The organism is Frankia sp. Mgl5 (genome assembly GCF_023242985.1).
Classification (GTDB): Bacteria; Actinomycetota; Actinomycetes; order Frankiales; family Frankiaceae; genus Parafrankia; species Parafrankia soli.
The window spans coordinates 21,118-37,486 of record NZ_JALKFY010000801.1; the positions used below are offsets into that span (position 1 = coordinate 21,118).

At 67.3% G+C, this 16,369-nt stretch carries 5 protein-coding genes; 2 read left to right on the forward strand and 3 right to left on the reverse strand.

What is annotated here, in order from left to right; translation table 11 throughout:
• Nucleotides 1-318: 318 nt before the first annotated feature.
• Entirely contained in the window at nucleotides 319-5,592 is a 5,274-nt protein-coding gene (locus MXD62_RS28780; RefSeq protein ID WP_248832525.1) for a hypothetical protein, read from the reverse strand.
• Nucleotides 5,589-6,137: a hypothetical protein gene (locus MXD62_RS28785; protein WP_248832526.1), complete on the reverse strand. Its 549-nt coding sequence runs from the start codon at nucleotides 6,135-6,137 to the stop codon at nucleotides 5,589-5,591. The genes MXD62_RS28780 and MXD62_RS28785 overlap by 4 nt, the downstream gene beginning before the upstream one ends.
• A gap of 2,635 nt (nucleotides 6,138-8,772) precedes the next feature.
• Between MXD62_RS28785 and MXD62_RS28790 the strand changes: the two genes are divergently transcribed.
• Nucleotides 8,773-9,420 carry an AfsR/SARP family transcriptional regulator gene (locus MXD62_RS28790; RefSeq protein ID WP_248832527.1) on the forward strand — a complete coding sequence of 216 codons (648 nt, stop codon included), beginning with the start codon at nucleotides 8,773-8,775 and terminating at the stop codon, nucleotides 9,418-9,420.
• Nucleotides 9,421-9,864: 444 nt separating this feature from the next.
• Here the strand turns inward: MXD62_RS28790 and MXD62_RS28795 are convergent, their stop codons facing one another.
• Complete coding sequence (locus MXD62_RS28795) at nucleotides 9,865-12,621, reverse strand: LuxR family transcriptional regulator (RefSeq protein WP_248832528.1); 2,757 nt, start codon at nucleotides 12,619-12,621, stop codon at nucleotides 9,865-9,867.
• A 782-nt stretch (nucleotides 12,622-13,403) separates the two neighbouring features.
• Between MXD62_RS28795 and MXD62_RS28800 the strand changes: the two genes are divergently transcribed.
• On the forward strand, nucleotides 13,404-16,369 hold a 2,966-nt coding region (locus MXD62_RS28800; RefSeq protein ID WP_248832529.1), incomplete at its 3' end, for an AMP-binding protein.

A 16,369-nucleotide genomic window follows, 5' to 3' on the forward strand; every position in this document is an offset into this window, starting at 1 on the left:
CTGGTCGGCGCCGGCGCTCCGGTGCTCCGTGGAACACCATGATCGGCCGACGGCGGCACCTACGCGTCGTCGGGATGGCTGAACGGGCCAGGCACCGGTTTCTCGAATCACGCACCGGCACACGTCTCGGCGGGCCTGGGACTGGACGGCGCGGATCCGGCGGATCCCAGGGAAGCAGGCTAGAACGCGTTTCAGAAGTCGGTCGAGGTGGTGGATGGCTGGTCCGGGAAGCGGCGGGCAGCCATCCCGAGACCACTCGCTCGGGGGGCGTTCCATGGATGTGCCGGGGCGCTCGCCTCGGCACATCCATGAAGGCTGTCACAGAGGTTTGGGGCCGCCGGCTTCACTTCGGGGGACGATCCGTAGGATGCCCCACATACCGGCCACGGCGAACGGCATCCTGGTATCGGAGTACAGGTAGTCACCCTGGTGGCCGAAGACGCCGCCAGCGGGGCCCAGCCAGGCGTCGAGTGTCTCACCCGCCGTCAGCGTCCGCGCAGACAGCATCCGAGTGCCTTTCACCCCGGGTTGCTGCGGGAACATGTGCCCGCTGACCGTGAACGAGTGGAGCTGGTCGGTCGCCCCCACCCCGACCCGGAACACGACCGGATCCCGCGGGTGCGCGCGAAAGACGGGCGTGTCCGGGTCGCCGTACTGCCCGGAGCTGAAAGCGATGCCGTAGGAGCCGACCACGGAGGCCCCTGTCTGATCGTCGCGGAAGGAGGTCAGGCCCAGCCGGGACGTCAGCGGCTCGCTTCGATAATTCAGATGGTTGAAGCCCTTGTCGAATGAGCCCGGGGTGTTCTCAGCACCGGGGGGTGCTCCCGGGACCGGCGCCGTCGGCCGGTTGGACGGGTCGCTGTTGAGCCCGTTACCGGCGACCTGGTCCCCGTAGGGCTGGATACTGCGCGCGAACTGTTGGTCCGTGCTCTGCATTGTCAGCGCGAACTCACGGAACGGCGCACCGTTGCGCGGACGGATGATCGCCTGGGTGCTCGTAGCGGCGGGGCCAAGCGGGGCCCCCGTGACACTGTCGGTCCAGGTCGAGCCTGCGGGTTCGACGATGAGCATCCCGTAGGCACCATGCCGCAGGGAGGCTGGGCTTGCGAGGTTCGAGAACACCGAGGTACCCAGCGGCCCGTCCGCGTGGAAACGGTAGGTCACCGACTGCCCCACGCCTACGCTCGTATCCGGGTTCAGCCCGATCGCAACGCCAGCGGACAACTGCTGGTTGCGGATGAGTTTCCCGAGATCCAGTCCGACCCGCGTTCCTCCGTACCGGGAACCCGGAGAGATCTGGTTATGGAGGGTGATTGTCACGCAGTCGCCCGCGTTCGCGCGGAGGACCAGCGGCTCGAGCGGCCGGGTGCCCGCCCGGATGGCCGCCACGTCGGAGGCCAGTGCGTAGACGACACCCCCGGTGTCCGCGAACGGCGCCGTCGGAAGGGTGTGGTCGAACACCGCCACGTCGTAGGCGAGCACACGCACATTCGGCGGGCACGGGTTCACCGTGGACGTGGCGACCGAGGTGTCGACTGAACCGTCGGCCCGATAGGCGGGCTTCGGGTTCGGTCCGGGCGTCTGCTGGGTGTCGCCGGTCGCCGCCGTCTGGGTGGGGAATGCGGTAGGCCCACCCGCAGGTGGACGACGGCCGGGCAGCGCCTTGAGATCGTCCTGCGGTCCGTCGAACACCCGGAACAGGCCCCAGGCGCCGCTTTCCAGGGCAAATGTCCGCGTGCTGTAGTACAGGTAGTCGCCGGCGGCGGCCTTCACACCGCCCGCGCCGCCGTCGAGTACATAGTCGAAGCGCTCGGAAATGCCGGTGGTCGCGGTGTCCGTCAGCTCGCCGAGGCCGTTGAAGCGCTCGATCCGGAACCGGTGCCCCTGGATGCGCAGGGCTTCGGCCCGCTCGCTGAGCCCGATCGTCCGGATCACCACCGGGTCGCCCGCGTACGCCCGCAGCAACGGAGTCATGGGATCGCCGTACTTGACCGAGGAGAACACATAGGGATCGACGGTGGTCACGGTCGCCGGGACCGTGTTGCGGTCCCACTGGCCCGGCACGTCCGGGACTCGGCTGAACGCGTTGCGACAGCGCCCGCCGTTGTACTCACGCCGCTGGTCGGTGGTGGCAGGATCGGCGGGTGTCACGCCGGGCGGTGTCCGCTCTCCCAGGGGCGCGGCCCGCAGGTTGATTGAGCCCTCCTCGCACTCCTGGCCGCCGTTGAACGGCGTCAGACCGGCTGGCGGTGGTTGGGCCAGTTCCCCTCTGCCACGTCGGCCATTATGCAGAAAGATCGTAAACTCGCGGAAGGCACCGGACTGGCCGACGCCCACCGAGCCCGTGGTGACGACGTCCACGATCGGCCCACTTCGGACCTCGGCTCCGGTGACAGGATCCCGGTATACGGAACCTGCTGGTTCGATGATGAGCGCGGCGAACAGTCCATGGGCCCACGAGGTGATCCCGTTGACATGGTCGTGCCAGAAGACGGTGCCCGCGTCGACGTCGGAGTACCAGCGATACTGGACGAACTCGACCGTGACCGGTTCACCGGCGAGGTGCTCCTTTTTGAGGTCTGCGTCGAAGGTGAGCCGGCTGCCGTCGATCGCGGTGATCGTGCGGATTTCCATCGACGTGCGCCCGACACCGATACCGATCGATATGCCTGGCCGGAGCCGGTCGACGCTGGAAACCGTGATCTGGTTCCGGGCGTCGACGGACGTCAGCGTCCGGCCCTCACGGGATGCGGCGAAGACCGACTGCTCGTACGCGAAGCCCGCGATCACACCGTCGGATGCGAGCGGGTCGAACTGCACCAGATGTGTGTGCATGTTGACCTTGCTCTGCACATTGGGGTTCAGCTCACTGCCGAAGGTGATCGCCACGCAGTCGCCTACGTTGGAGCGGATCACCAGCGGATCAACCGGCTTTGCGTCGCTCAGCACAGCCGCCTTGTCCTCGTTGAGGACGTAGATCTCTCCGTTCGGGTCCCGTTCCCGGGCGGTTGCCTGGATGGGGACCGCCACCGCTGTCACGTCGAAGTCCCGCACCGGGGCGGCCCGGGGGCACAGCCCGCCGGGACGCTCCTGGGTGGCGGTGGCACCCAGGCCCGGAGCGCCGCCGTGCCCGCCCGGCGCGAAGGGTGGCCTGTACCCGAGGTGTGGTCGCAGCATGGGGTAGGCCGGCCGGCCGGTGACCGGGTTGAACCTGATTTCCGGGCGGGAACCGGGCGGTGCGGTCGGCCGGTAGTTGGGCCATACCGACGCCGTCTCCGGTTCGCCCAGGTAGACCGGTGCGAGTTCGGTGCCGGACCGTTGCCAGTCCCACACGGTCGCGTCATCGCGATCCGTTCCCGTTCCGGTCGTCCATCGGGCGCCCTGAGGCGGCAGGCTGTTCTCCACCAGCTGCTCGAGCGCGATCTGCCGCCCGGGATCGGTGAGCTCCACGCCGGGCACCACCCGTTTGCCCTCGATGGTGCGGCCGATCAGTCCGGCCGAGTTCACCGCCGTGGGAGCCGCAGCCCGCCCAGGCAGCCGCGCCAGGTCGGGCTGGGCCGTGTCAAAGACCCGCCACAGCCCCCACATCCCGGCGATGTAGTGCTGGGCGATATGACAGTGATACAGGAAGTCCCCGGCCGCCTGCTGACATCCCCCGGCCCCGCACTCGTGCAGGAGATCGAACGTCTCGGTCGGGCTGACGGTCTGCGAGTCAAGCCGAATCGAGGTCGCCTTCGCACCCGCTCCCTTGCTCAGACCGATGTCCATCGCGGTGTTGTCCGTGCCGGGATCCAGGCGCCAGCGCGTCCCCCCACCGTGCACATGGTGCACGTGCAGCTGTTCCATGCCGGCGTGCACGATCCGGGTTTTGGTCGGCTCTCCGAGGTAGGAGCGCGGCATAGGCGTGGCCGGATCGCCGTAGGTGTAGGAACTGTAGGCCAGCGACTCGTTGGCGCGCTGAACCGATGCGCCGCGCTCGGCTTCCAGCTGGAGCCGGCGGAAGAAGGATTCGGAACGGTAGTTGATCGCCCGACTGGTCGGCCGATAGGCGTTCGTGGCCGCACCGCCCTCGTTGGGGATCGTCGGTGTCGGCGGCCGAGCATCGATCATGGGCAACTGGCGGCCGTACTGTACCTGGTCGCCGATCGGGATTCCCAGATCACCGCCGATCGGGATGCCCTCGTCGTTCTCCCGAACCGGCCGGCGCATCGCGAAGTTCTCCGCGCCCATCTCATGGTAGATCAGGGTGAACTCGCGGAAAGAAGACGCACGTACCGGCTGGACCATGGCCTCCCAGTTGCTCCACCGGTTGTCACCGGTCTTCTCGGCGCCGTTTTCCGGGTCAAACCAGCGGGCGCCGGCTGACTCGGCGATCAGCGCGCCGAACAGGCCGTGCGCGGTAAGTCCGCTGGACTCGCCACCGGAGCGGAAGACCCGGGTGCCCTCGCCCATCTGAGGATCGAGGTAGTAGCGGTACTGCCTGGTCTCACCTGGCGCGACCAGCACGGACGTCGGGTTCTGCCCCACGGCCTGACCGCCCGCGCCACCGGCCGCGTCATAGGCGACGCCACTCATGTCCATCGACACCGCCGGCACTCCGCCCGGCTGGGTCAGAACGGGCTGGCCGAAACCATTGCGGGGTGCCTTGGTGATCTTATTGGTCAGGTTGACGACGACGCACTCGCCGAGGCGTGCGCGCAGCACCAGCGGCTGGATTGGGTCATTGCGCAGGCCGACCGAAACCCTCGCGGCCGCCGGATCGTCCCGATCCATCGCCGATGCGGTGATCAGGGCCTGCTCCTGGGCCCGTACCTCATCCTCTCGATCGGCAAGCACGTACATGTAGCCATAGGGATCGTGGTCGCCGAAGCGGTCGACGACAATGTCCACATCAATGGCATGAACATCGAATACCCGCTGTGGCGCGGCTGCACAGTTCCGCACCGGCGGCGAGGCCTGTTGCTCGGCAGCGGCCGGTGCCACCAGAAGCGTCGCCGTGAAGATCGATGCGAGGAGCAGTCGGGCCGCGGGCATCGCGCGCAGTCGCCGTGGCCGAGCCCACGGCGGATCGTCGAGCCGCGAGGCGGCGGTCCAGGAGGGGATCCGCGTCCGCACCCAGGTGGGCAGCGCGGCCCCGGCGGTCGCCAGCACGGCAAATACGAGGACCACGGCCTGCGCGTCCAACGCCTGCGTGATCCCGTACCGAAGCATTCCCGCCAGCTCTGGGGTAAACGGTGCCGCCTCCCCGTGCCGGTGGGCACCTGAGGAGGGCAGCGACCGGTACCCTGCCGGCCGCACTACCGCCAGCGGTACAGCCAGCGCCGTCACCGCGACGGTGATGGTGGCGACGGAGACCACCCCACGCCAGCGGCGGAGACGATCCGTGGCTGTCTCGACCACGCCGACGACGAGAATCACGGCCGGAAGCATCAGCAGCAGATCCGCCAGGGCGTGCTGGGCGTGCTGGGCGTGCGAAGTAGGCGACCACGTTCCCACGGTGTGCCGCCAGGCGACGGTTCCCCCGGTGATCAGCGACGCGCGTACGAGCACCGAACGCGAGAACGGCCCGTGTCCGGACCATGTAGCGGTCACGACGCACCGTGCTCGTGCTGGGCGGGAGCGCCCGGCAGACGAACCAAGAGACGGTGCGTCGTGCCGTCGCGTCTCCAGAGAAGTTCAAACGGCGGGTCATCCGGCCGCGGGGCCTGGGTGTCAAAGTAAACGACACCGTTGACGGCGCTGTCGGGATTCAGCCGGGACAACGCGCCGAAGGTGTCCGAATGGGGTGTGAGTGCGGTTGTTGTACCGCCGCCCGCCAGGGTGAACTCGTTTGCCAGGTCGAATCGGCGAACCTCGGAACCGGCGTTCGTGAGATGCAATGTTATGCCCAGCCGCTGGTTGTCGCCTTCCGGGGCCCCCGGCATCATCTGTGCCGGCATCTGATAGCCGTCACCCGTATCCATGTGGTGGGACGTGAGGCTCGCCCAGTCGGCTTCACCCGCCGTGGCGACCAACCCACCCACGGCCGCGGTGTCGCTGACAGCCGGTCCCGCCGCGGAACCGGTCCGCATGAACAGGCCGGCCACCGCCCCCGCAGCAGCCAGCAGCACCACCAGAAAAGACAACGCATGGACCATGAAAGAACTACTTCGCACGGCCACCCCTTGAATGCCCTCCGCTGTACCGGCCCGTGGATGTTTGCACGACTCCGCACACTGTCTGGTAATTGACCTGAGTGCCTGTCCGGAACCCTGGTGCTCCTTGGCTCTCCGTGATCTTCCTGGGTGTCCTGTGTGGGATGGGTGTCAGACGGGCGAGTCTGCAGGTGACGGTGCGGATCATGGCTGTGGCAGGCGGCGCGCCCCACAAGGGTCTGCATCCGAGGTCCGCCATGGCTGCGATCTTGGAGCCGGCGTAGGGCCGCGCGTCGTGAAATCATTGCGCACGCGGACGTGACGGACCTCGACGTTGCCCGTGTGTCGGCAGGCTGCGCAAATGTCCGCGGCGATGGCAGTCAGCGTCGACAGCCGGGACCAGGTGTCATCCTGCTGACAGCGGACTGATGATCGGCCGAGGGGCCTGAGTCGGAACTCGAACGCCCGAGGACGCCGGTAACCTCGGTGTTTATGGTTTAGCGCGATGACGGCAAGGCGCGGCCTGGTGATACCACCAGGACGGTCGGTGCCCGAACGAACGAACCTCGGGCCTCGCGCAGCGTGTTCACGGGCGGGGGTATCAATTATTACTCGTTGTGAAGTGGCGGCCGCCCCGCGCTCCGGGCGGCTCGCTCCTGCGGGAAGGTCGGCAGCCGTCGCCGAGTATGCGCTGCGCGGCGTGCGGAAGCCCGTCCATCCCGGCTGACCAGGTCTTGCCCGATACGGGCAATTTAGTTGCGCTGAGGACGACACGGTTGGAGTCGACGCTCGCCAATGTCCCGGTCGGACGGCATGTCCACTACATTAAGCGACGATTCCAACGTGGCTGCGGACGGATCCCCACCCGGCTGTCGATTCAAACCGAACTCTGGCTACCTAAAGTAGCGATCACCGAAGATCGTCGGCGACATTAAGTGATCAAGATTGTTCTGTCCCCATGGTAATATCCATGGCATTCTCTTGATTTTGTCGAGGTCACGGGAAACCTGGTGACGACCTGCCACCTTGCCGCGAGGAAGCACAACATTGTCTGCCACTCACAGCATGGATCATGAACTGTTGGCTGCCGGCGTGTCTCGGGCCGGCCAGCGACGCGGATGCCGTTCGGGCGACCGTGGGTCGCATGGATGCGCGGACTCCCGCTGTCGGAGGTCGCCCACAGGTTTCGAGCCGTGCAACCGCAAGGCGCGAGCGTTCCTAACAGCGCACTGGTCAACAGGCCATGTGTGTCTTCGCCGGCTGCCTGGAGCGTTGCGTGGGGTGGTGGAGCGCCGCGGCGACGCTGTTCAGATGGAGGACGGTGCGCGCGGGATTGCGACCACCGGCCATGAGACGGACAACGTCGCTGGTCCGCATCTGGTTGTGGTCGTCGGTAAGGTGGCGTCACGGATCCAGCCCGGCGGTTCTCCACCGTTCAGCAGCGGTGATCGGCACTACCGTGTCGTGCCCGTGTTTTCTCCGTGTGCGGCGTTCGGACAGGGCCCGGACGACGGCCACGAGTACGCCGGGCCTTGTGTGGGGGGGCGAGCGCCATCTACGTTGTTCCGTGCAGGCAGTTGGCGGAAAAGTCGGGGTGGACCCGGCAAATGAAGCCTCGGGAAACCCTCACCTCTGCCTTTCCGGATAAATATGGCGCGATGCGCCATCGGCTGGTTCTTCTGTTCCGAACTACCGTTTCGGGCGCCTGTCGAGACGTCGACACGACAGCGGTACCGGGGGTTTACGCCGCGGCACTCGGCGTCTGCCCTTCCTCCTCGGATGCTGCTCGTCCGCGACCGGCGCGGCCTTCGGGTAACAGCGCGGGGTGCGGGAGGATCGCATGGATGATCTTGGGTCCGAGCGCCCTCGCTGTGATCTCCTGAAGATTCGGTGAACTTCCGTGGAGGTGGATCGGCGATGACTCTGAGGGATCTTGCGCGGAGTCGTATAGAAGCTCGCTTTCCGGCCCACGGCCCGGTCCGATCCCACTGCCGTCCGTGGCGGGAAACGCAACGGCTGGCGGGTCGGCGCTGCCCTCGGTGGTCGGAAGATTACGCCATCCGAGATTGCAAGAGTGCATGATCACCTGAATCGAAAGGTAAGTTCGCGGATGGTTTATTTCGCGGACGAATTTGATTCGGGCTGGCGTGGCGGCGATGTTGGCGGATCGCCTGTCGAAGCGCGCACACCTGCTGCGGTCATCCGGATTCCCTGCTACGATCGGTATCGAGGCGACACTCGCGCCGCGGAAGGATTCCGGTTGCTGTGATACGAGGTTGATAAAATGTCGCGCCGGTCAGAAGGGGATTTTTTGGCCCACCATATATGGATCTTTTCGTGTTGAACTCGAGCCCGCTCTGAACCGCGATTTATCTGGAGTCAATGAACAGTGCCTCCCCGTGCAGTTCAGGCCCAGGAGCACCTAGGGGGACTAATGATGTTCAGCGTTCTAGGCCCATTACGGGTGACGCGGGATGGTCTCCCGGTCCAGGTAAGAGGCCTGCATCAGCGAGCGATCCTCGGACTTCTCTTGTTGCACGTCAACCAGACTGTGGCAACGAGTCGGCTTGTACAGGCGGTGTGGGGCGACGACGTCCCGCCAACGGCACGCAAGATGCTACACAACGCGGTTGTGGGGTTGCGTCGTGCGCTGGTCGGCCAGCCGAGGACGCTGCCGCGCCAGACCCAGCCGGTGCCGGCGTCCCGGCTGCTCACGCAGGCACCGGGCTACGTTCTACATGTTGACGACGACGAGTTCGACCTGGCTCGGTTCCGGACTGCTGGGGCGCACGGGCACACGCTGCTGGCCACCGGTTCCTGGGAGCGCGCGTCACGGACACTGCGGGAGGCCCTTGACCTGTGGCGGGGAGAGGTACTTGCGGATCTTGTCGAGGAGGGCATGCACTGGCCTGAACTCACCTCCCTGCGGAACCTGCGCCTGAACGTGATCGAGGACTGGAGCGAGGCCGAGATAAGTATCGGGCGTTATCACCAGGTGGTCCCCCATTTGGAGGCCGTGGTCGAGAGCGAGCCGTTGCGGGAGCGAGCCTGCTACCAGTTGATGCTGGCGCTCTACCGCTGCGGCAGGCAGGCTGACGCGCTCGGTGTCTACCGCAGGACCCGGGCCATCCTCGTGGAGCGGTTCGGTCTCGATCCCGGCCACGACTTGCGGCGCCTCGAACACGCCATTCTCAATCAGGACCCGACACTTGTCGGGCCTCGCCGGACGGGTCGGCCATTACAGAGATTCGGTGCTGAATGCGCCTTCGCGCACGGATCCCAGTGAACCGCCGATCGGTGACTTCGGCTGATCAGTCTGGTGGGTGGTGCGCTGCCGTCATGGTGAAGGGGATCGAGGCCGTTCTGGCGGAGAGTTCGACGTGTCACTGTCGTACCTGGACGAGTGGCGGCGTTCGGTACTGGGGCCGGACGTGAGGGCTCTGGGCCGCGGCGGAATCGGTCCGATGGCCCGCACGACAGGGTTGTGGGCTCGTGGGACGGCGGAGCCGGACGCCGGAGAGCCGCCATCGGGCGGGTCCAGCGTGCCGGTGGTGGGCGTGTGCGGTCTGTGAGGTAGGCAGGTGCCGGCCGGGAGCGGCACCACAGGCACGCATGACATCACCTCTCGCGCCGCGGGTCGCTATCGCTACCTGAGTGGACCTCCTGCTGCTTAAGGTGATCGATCACCGATGGTGAGCCCCGGATCCAGGCACTTACCCACCGGGATTTCTCATCCTCTGGTCCTGCTCAGTTCAGCCCGTAGATCCACCGGCAGGTCCTGGCGGCGCTTCACGTCCAGCTTGCGGTATACCTTGGTGAGGTGTTGTTCGACAGTGCTCGCGGTGACATAGAGCTTCGTGGCGATTTCCCGATTTGTGTATCCCATGACAGCCAGCGATGCGACCCGGCGCTCCGCCTCGGTCAGTGATTCTCTTGCGGGGCCGTTATCCTGGGCGGGTCCGGGCTCGACAACCTCCTCGCCCCATTCCGACAACAGCTCCCGGCTCAGCGGCCTGGCCTGGCACAGGTTCGCGACGTGCATTGCCTGCCTGAACAACGGACGGGCCCGCCGCTTCTGGCCCAACGTGTCGTATGTGCGGCTGAGGTCCCCGAGGACCCGCGCCTGCTCGAAGCGGTCCCCGCACATCTCAAGGATGTCCAGGGCTTCGGTGAGCAGCGGGGTCCGGCGGTTTGGCGGGCTTGTCGCCGCGAGTAACCGCAATGACAGGGCGCGCGCCCGGCCTGCCTCGGCCCCCGCTCTGGGTAGTTGGTCGCGTATCAGCACCCTGGCCTGATCGGAGTTGCCCAGCCGCAGCCAGGCCTCCGCGGCGCCGACCCGCCACGGCACGAGGCCGGCTAGGTCCAGGCCCCAGCCGCGCATAAGTTCGCCACAGGCCAGGAAATCACCGAGCGCCGCGTGGTGATGGCCGGTGGCCAGCTGATAATACGCACGGGAGTGGAGGTAATGCAGTCCGTACCGGGTCTGGAACATGGCTTCGGGTATCGCCCGGGCCACATGCGCGCTGGCGGTTTCGTAGTCCCCCATCCGTGTCGTGGCCATGATCAGGGCACCTAGCGGCAGGCCGACGGCCGCCCCCCAGGCTCCCGGGGTGAGCTGGGCCAGGGCGGCGTGCGCATGGTCAGCTCCTGCTGCCAGGTCACCCTGGCGTACCAGTGCCTCTGACATGACGGCCAGAGCCATCGCCCGCGGCGTCCCGGAGGCCGTCGAGATCATCTCTTTGCACCAGTTGATCGCTGTGGTCAGTTGCTCGGCATAAACCAGTACGAGCAGCGCCAGCAACACGGCCTCGTCGAGCCAGGACGTGCGACGACCGATCCGCGCGTCGGCCAACACCTGCTCGGCCATTGGCACCGCCGTCGCCAGGCGCCCTCGGTTCAATAGGCTGGCGAGCTCTGCCACCGACCGTAGCCACGGATCGCCCGCATCTGCCACGGCCTCCGCCGGCACACGTCTCGTGCCGGATCGGCGGCCGAGCAAGGGGGCGACGACGGTCAGCCATACCTCGATGTGACGTGGCTCGCCGTCGCCGTCGCCGCGGCTGGCGGCGTACCGCCGGCCCAGCAGATCTGGGACGTCGCTGAGGCGCCCGTCCCATACCAACTGGCGGATCAGCTCGAGCTGATCATCCCGGTTAAGCATGTCTGCGCCCGCAGCGGAGAGCAGACCGCTCAGATTGCGCGCCGCGCTCGACGGGTTCGTCCACCACTCAACCCGGGTGAGTCGAGCCAGCACCGCCGACCGGCGTCGCTCGTCCGCCGTTGATCGGTGCGCCAGCCGCAGACATTCGACCGCCCGGTCGTGGTCGTCGTCGACCAGCGCCTGATCCGCGGCGTCCAGTAGGAATCGGATTCCCCACGGTGCCGTGGTCTGGTCCGCGGCCACCAGGTGACAGGCGACGGTGGCGGCCCTGGCGCCCCGGTCACGCGAGAGAGCCGCGGCGCGGCGGTGCAGTTCGACCCGCACGGGATCGGAAATATCGTCGAGAACGGCCTGATACATGATCTCGTGGCGGAACCAGCCGTCGGCCAGGAGGCCCGCCGCAGTCATGGGTTCGATTACCCGCCGTACCTCGTTGACGCCGCAGTCGGCCATCGTGGCCAGATCGTGGGCTGTCCCCTCGGGGCCAAGAACGGCGAGGGCGTGCACGACCCGCGCGGTCTCGGCCCCGGCCCGGTACAGATAGGTAACAAGCGTACGCCCGTATCCCTGCGCGGTAGGTCCCCCATGTGCCCAATGGTCCTTCACCAAGGCAGTTAGCAGAGCGGGATTACCCCCGCTCGCCGCCTGGAAGGCCGGTGTGAGCTCGACTGCGGCGTCCACGCCCATCGTCTGGGTCACGAAGATCTCGATCCCAGCTCGAGACAGAGGTCCCACCCGCACATGCGCCGCGTGCGGTTGGCGCAGCAACCCGACCAGCGGCGGTGACTGCCAGCTCCAGGGCTGTCCGTCGTCGGTCAACACGAGGAGCGCGGCGGTGCTGGGAATTCGGCGTACGAGGTGGAGGAGGCAATGTAGGGACAACAGGTCGGCGTGCCCGACGTCATCCACCGCGACCAACAGAGGTTGCTGTTCGGCCAGGTCCAGCAGCAAGGTCGAGAGGGCGTCGATGGTCCAGATCAGGAAGGGCGCCAGCGGGTTGGTGGCACCCCCCAGCGATGTCGCCGCCAGCTCCGCCTCGGATATGCGGGCAATCCGTTCGGTCAACGCTGTCGGCAGCTGAAGGCCGCGGGTCAGTTGTGTCATCACTCCGAGAGGTAACGAGCGCTCCTCGCGGGAACAGGCCGCGTTCAGGACTCGGATCCCCGCGGAGCCGGCCCGCTCCGACAGCGCCCGCAGGAGATCGGTGCGGCCCGTCGTGGCAGGTCCCTCCAACACCGCAACACCGCCCCGGGCCTCGAGACAGTCACTCAACGCGGCTTCGAGGCATGTCAACTGCTCGTTTCGTTCGACAAGTTCCCCCAACATCCCCACCTGTTCAGTTCACGCCGCGCCCGCGCATCTCGGCGCGACGACACCTGCCGTCCATCCGCCACCGCCGACGCTCCTTGCGCCCGATGACCGTGTGGGTCCTGTCCAAGTGCGCGCAGGCCTCGAAGGGGCGCTGCGGAGGGGGCGAGGGCGGCCTTTCTCTGCTGGTTCAGCGCGGACCGTGAATAATCGGCTGGGGCGGAGGAGGTCGATCTGCGCGACTTCTGTCATCGACGCCGCAACGTGTCCGTGTTGGCGGTGGACGGATCCCCATCACGCTGGCGACCCGCGACGGATCTCGTGCTCACTACCTTCCGTAGAAAGCCCCGCATGGCCCAAGAATCCCACAGGGACCACCACTAGTGGGTAATCGGGCAACCACTACCGATTTCTAATGTGTGGGGTCGTGTCGGCGCGAGTCTTCCTGCGTCGGCCTGGCACCGAGTGGGGAACCCGGCGAGTAGACCGGGTCGATGCCGCATCCGATTCAGCCCTGCCGGCGGACGTTCGGCCGATCTCAGGCCAGGACCTGGACCGCCCGGGTCTCCTAGGGGGTCGACAGGGGGTCGTGCCCGTCCGTTCGACGCAATAGTGGTGGTGGCTTACAGCGACCTCGCTGATGCGAAGTGCGTCGGTACGCGCACGTCGATTCGAGATCTTTCGGCTCGGAGGTTAGCAAAATGCTGCGGACGGAGATCATCCGACCTCTTTACATCACTTTGAGTGATCATTCGGATCGTTTTGGTGATAAGATCGCGTACCGGGACGCAACGCGGGCGGTGACCTACCGGGACCTCGAGGTGCGTACCCGACGACTGGCGGGTCATCTCGCCGAGATGCACGTCCAGCCCGGCGACCGGGCCGCGATCATCCTTGGCAACAGCGTCGAGGTCGTGGAGAGCTACCTGGCGATCACTCGGGCCAGCGCGGTGGGGGTTCCGCTCAATCCTCGCGGCACCGAGGCGGAGATTGCCTACCTTCTGGACGACAGCGGCGCTCGGGTCGTCATCACCGACCCGGCGCGCGTGCCGCTGGTGTCGCGGGTGCTCGAGGACAGGCCCGAGGTACGGCTCCTGGTCACCGGGGACGGGCCGCCGCCGACGGGCGCGGCATCCTTCGCGGTGCTGGCGAGCACCGAGCCCGCCACCCCGGCCCGTGACGATCTCGCGATGGACGAGGTCGCCTGGATGCTGTACACGTCGGGTACCACCGGCAAGCCCAAGGGCGTCCTGTCAACCCAGCGTTCCTGCCTGTGGTCGGTCGCGGCCTGCTACGTACCCATTCCGGGCCTATCCGCCGACGACCGGGTGGTCTGGCCGCTGCCGCTGTTCCACAGCCTCGCACACATCTTCTGCGTGTTGGGTGTGCTCTCGGTAGGAGCTACCGCGCGCATCGTCGACGGCTTCTCCGCCGACGAGGTGCTCGACGCGGTTCGCGAGGAGTCGGCGACGTTTCTCGGGGGCGTGCCGACGATGTACCACTACCTGGTCCAGGCCGCCAGGGTGTCCGGTTTCCAGGCGCCCGGGCTGCGGATGTGCCTGGTCGGTGGCGCGATCACCACCGCCTCGCTGCGCAGCGCCTTCGAAGAGACGTTCCACGCGCCCCTGCTGGATGCGTACGGCAGTACCGAAACGTGCGGCTCCATCACGATCAACTGGCCTACCGGTGCCCGGGTCGAGGGCTCCTGTGGTCTGCCGGTGCCGGGGCTGGAGGTCCGACTCGTCAATACCGAGACGGGTACGGATGTCGAGCCCGGGACGGAGGGCGAGGTATGGGTTCGTGGGCCGAGCGTGATGCTCGGATATCACAACCAGCCGGAGATGACCGCGGCAGCCTTGCAGGCCGGTTGGTACCACACCGGCGATCTGGCTCGTCGCGATGACGCAGGCTACTTCACCGTCACCGGGCGGATCAAGGATCTGATTATCCGAGGCGGCGAGAACATTCATCCTGGTGAGATTGAGGAGGTGCTGCGGGACCAGCCGGGGATAGCGGACGTCGCTGTCACCGGCAGGCCGCACGAGGTCCTCGGTGAAGTGCCGGTCGCCTTTCTGGTGCCGGGCCCGGAAGGCGTCGATCCAGAACGGGTGTACGCGGCATGCCGGGAAGCACTGGCCTACTTCAAGGTTCCCGAGGAGCTGTACGAGATCGCCCGGGTTCCCCGGACCGGTTCTGGGAAGGTCATGCGTCGGGCGTTGCTGGAGATGCCGATCCGGCTGCGCGCGGCCGGCAGGAGCCACCACGAGTCTCTCTTCCGACTGGACTGGGTACCTCTGCCCTCGGTCTCGCTGGTCGCGCCGCCACCGGCCGGCTCGTGGGAGGTTCTAAGGGTCCCACCTGACCAGCCGCTCGATGCTTTTGCTGATCTGCTGGCCACTGCGACGTCGTCGGGCAGGCTGGTGATCGTCACCCGTGACGCGGTGGCCGTCGGCGCCGGTGATGTAGTGACCAACCCCGGCCACGCGGCGATCCTGGCCTTCGCCCGGAGCGAGCAGGCCCGGCGTCCCGGCTGGCTGGTGCTGGTCGACAGCGACGGCGAGGAGCCGGATCACCTGTTCGAACGGTTGGTCGCCTCCGGCGAGGAGCAGTTCGCCGTGCGCGGCGGCGTTCCCCTGCTGCCTCGACTCGCGCGGGTCGAGATGTCCGCGGACATGGACTCCGCGATGCCTCTGGACCCAGCCCGCGTCGTCCTGCTGACCGGCGCCGACGGCCCGCGCGGCAGCGCCGTCGCCCGGCATCTGGTGCTCGGCCACGGCGTCCGCCGGCTGCTGCTCGTTGGCGAACGGGAGACACCGGAGCTGGTTGTCGAGCTGACCGCGGCCGGCGCCGCGGTGGAATCAGTGACCAGCGACATGACGGACCGGTCGGCGGTAGCCGCTGTGCTCGCCACCCGAGCCGGGCGTGATCTCGGCGCCGTCGTGCATCTGCCCGAGCCGGGTTCCGCCGGGGTTGAGTCGGCAACCCATCTCAGTGAGCTGACAGCCCCGTTCCAGCTCACCACATTCGTCCTGATCACCTCCACCGCCGGGCTGCTCGGGGTGCCAGGCAGTGGAGGCCAGGCCGCCCAGGCGGCGTGGCTGCACGCACTCGCCAGGCGCCGCCGCGCGCTCGCCCTGCCGGCGCTCGCCCTGGCGGTCGCCGACGATGACGTACCGGTGGGTGTCACCCCCCTGCCATTGTCGGTGAGCCTCGCACTGCTTGACGCCGCGCACGCGACCGGCGACTCCGAGCTTTTCGTAGCGGGCCTGACAGCCGCCACCACGCACCCCGTCGTCGCGCCGCTGCGTGGACTGCTTGACGTCCCGGCGCGGGCGGTGGCGCCGGACGAGACCACCGCATCCCGTTGGCGGGCCCGGCTGCTGGCCCTGCCCGAAAGCGCCCGCCACGGCGAACTGCTCGAGCTGGTGCTCGGCCAGGTGCGCCAGCTCGCGGCCACCGGGCAGATCTCGCCGGAACGGGCCTTCAAGGATCTCGGCTTCACCTCGATGACGGCGGTCGAGCTGCGCGGCCGCCTGGTTGAGGCAACGGGAATGCAGCTACCGGCCACGCTGGCTTTCGACCATCCCACCTCCACATCGCTCGCCAATTTTCTGCACGACGGCCTTCTCGGTGTCGTGGCACGGGCCGAAACGGAGTCGGTCCTTCCGTCGAGGCTGTCCTCCGACGAGCCGATAGCGATTGTTGCGATGGGGTGCCGGTTGCCGGGTGGGGTGGATTCGCCGGAGGGTCTGTGGGGGTTGGTGGC

Bases quoted from the DNA above. Each gene is read 5' to 3' on its own strand.
- MXD62_RS28795 (WP_248832528.1), bottom strand. From the start codon at position 12,621: ATGTTGGGGGAACTTGTCGAACGAAACGAGCAGTTGACATGCCTCGAA.
- MXD62_RS28785 (WP_248832526.1), bottom strand. From the start codon at position 6,137: ATGGTCCATGCGTTGTCTTTTCTGGTGGTGCTGCTGGCTGCTGCGGGG.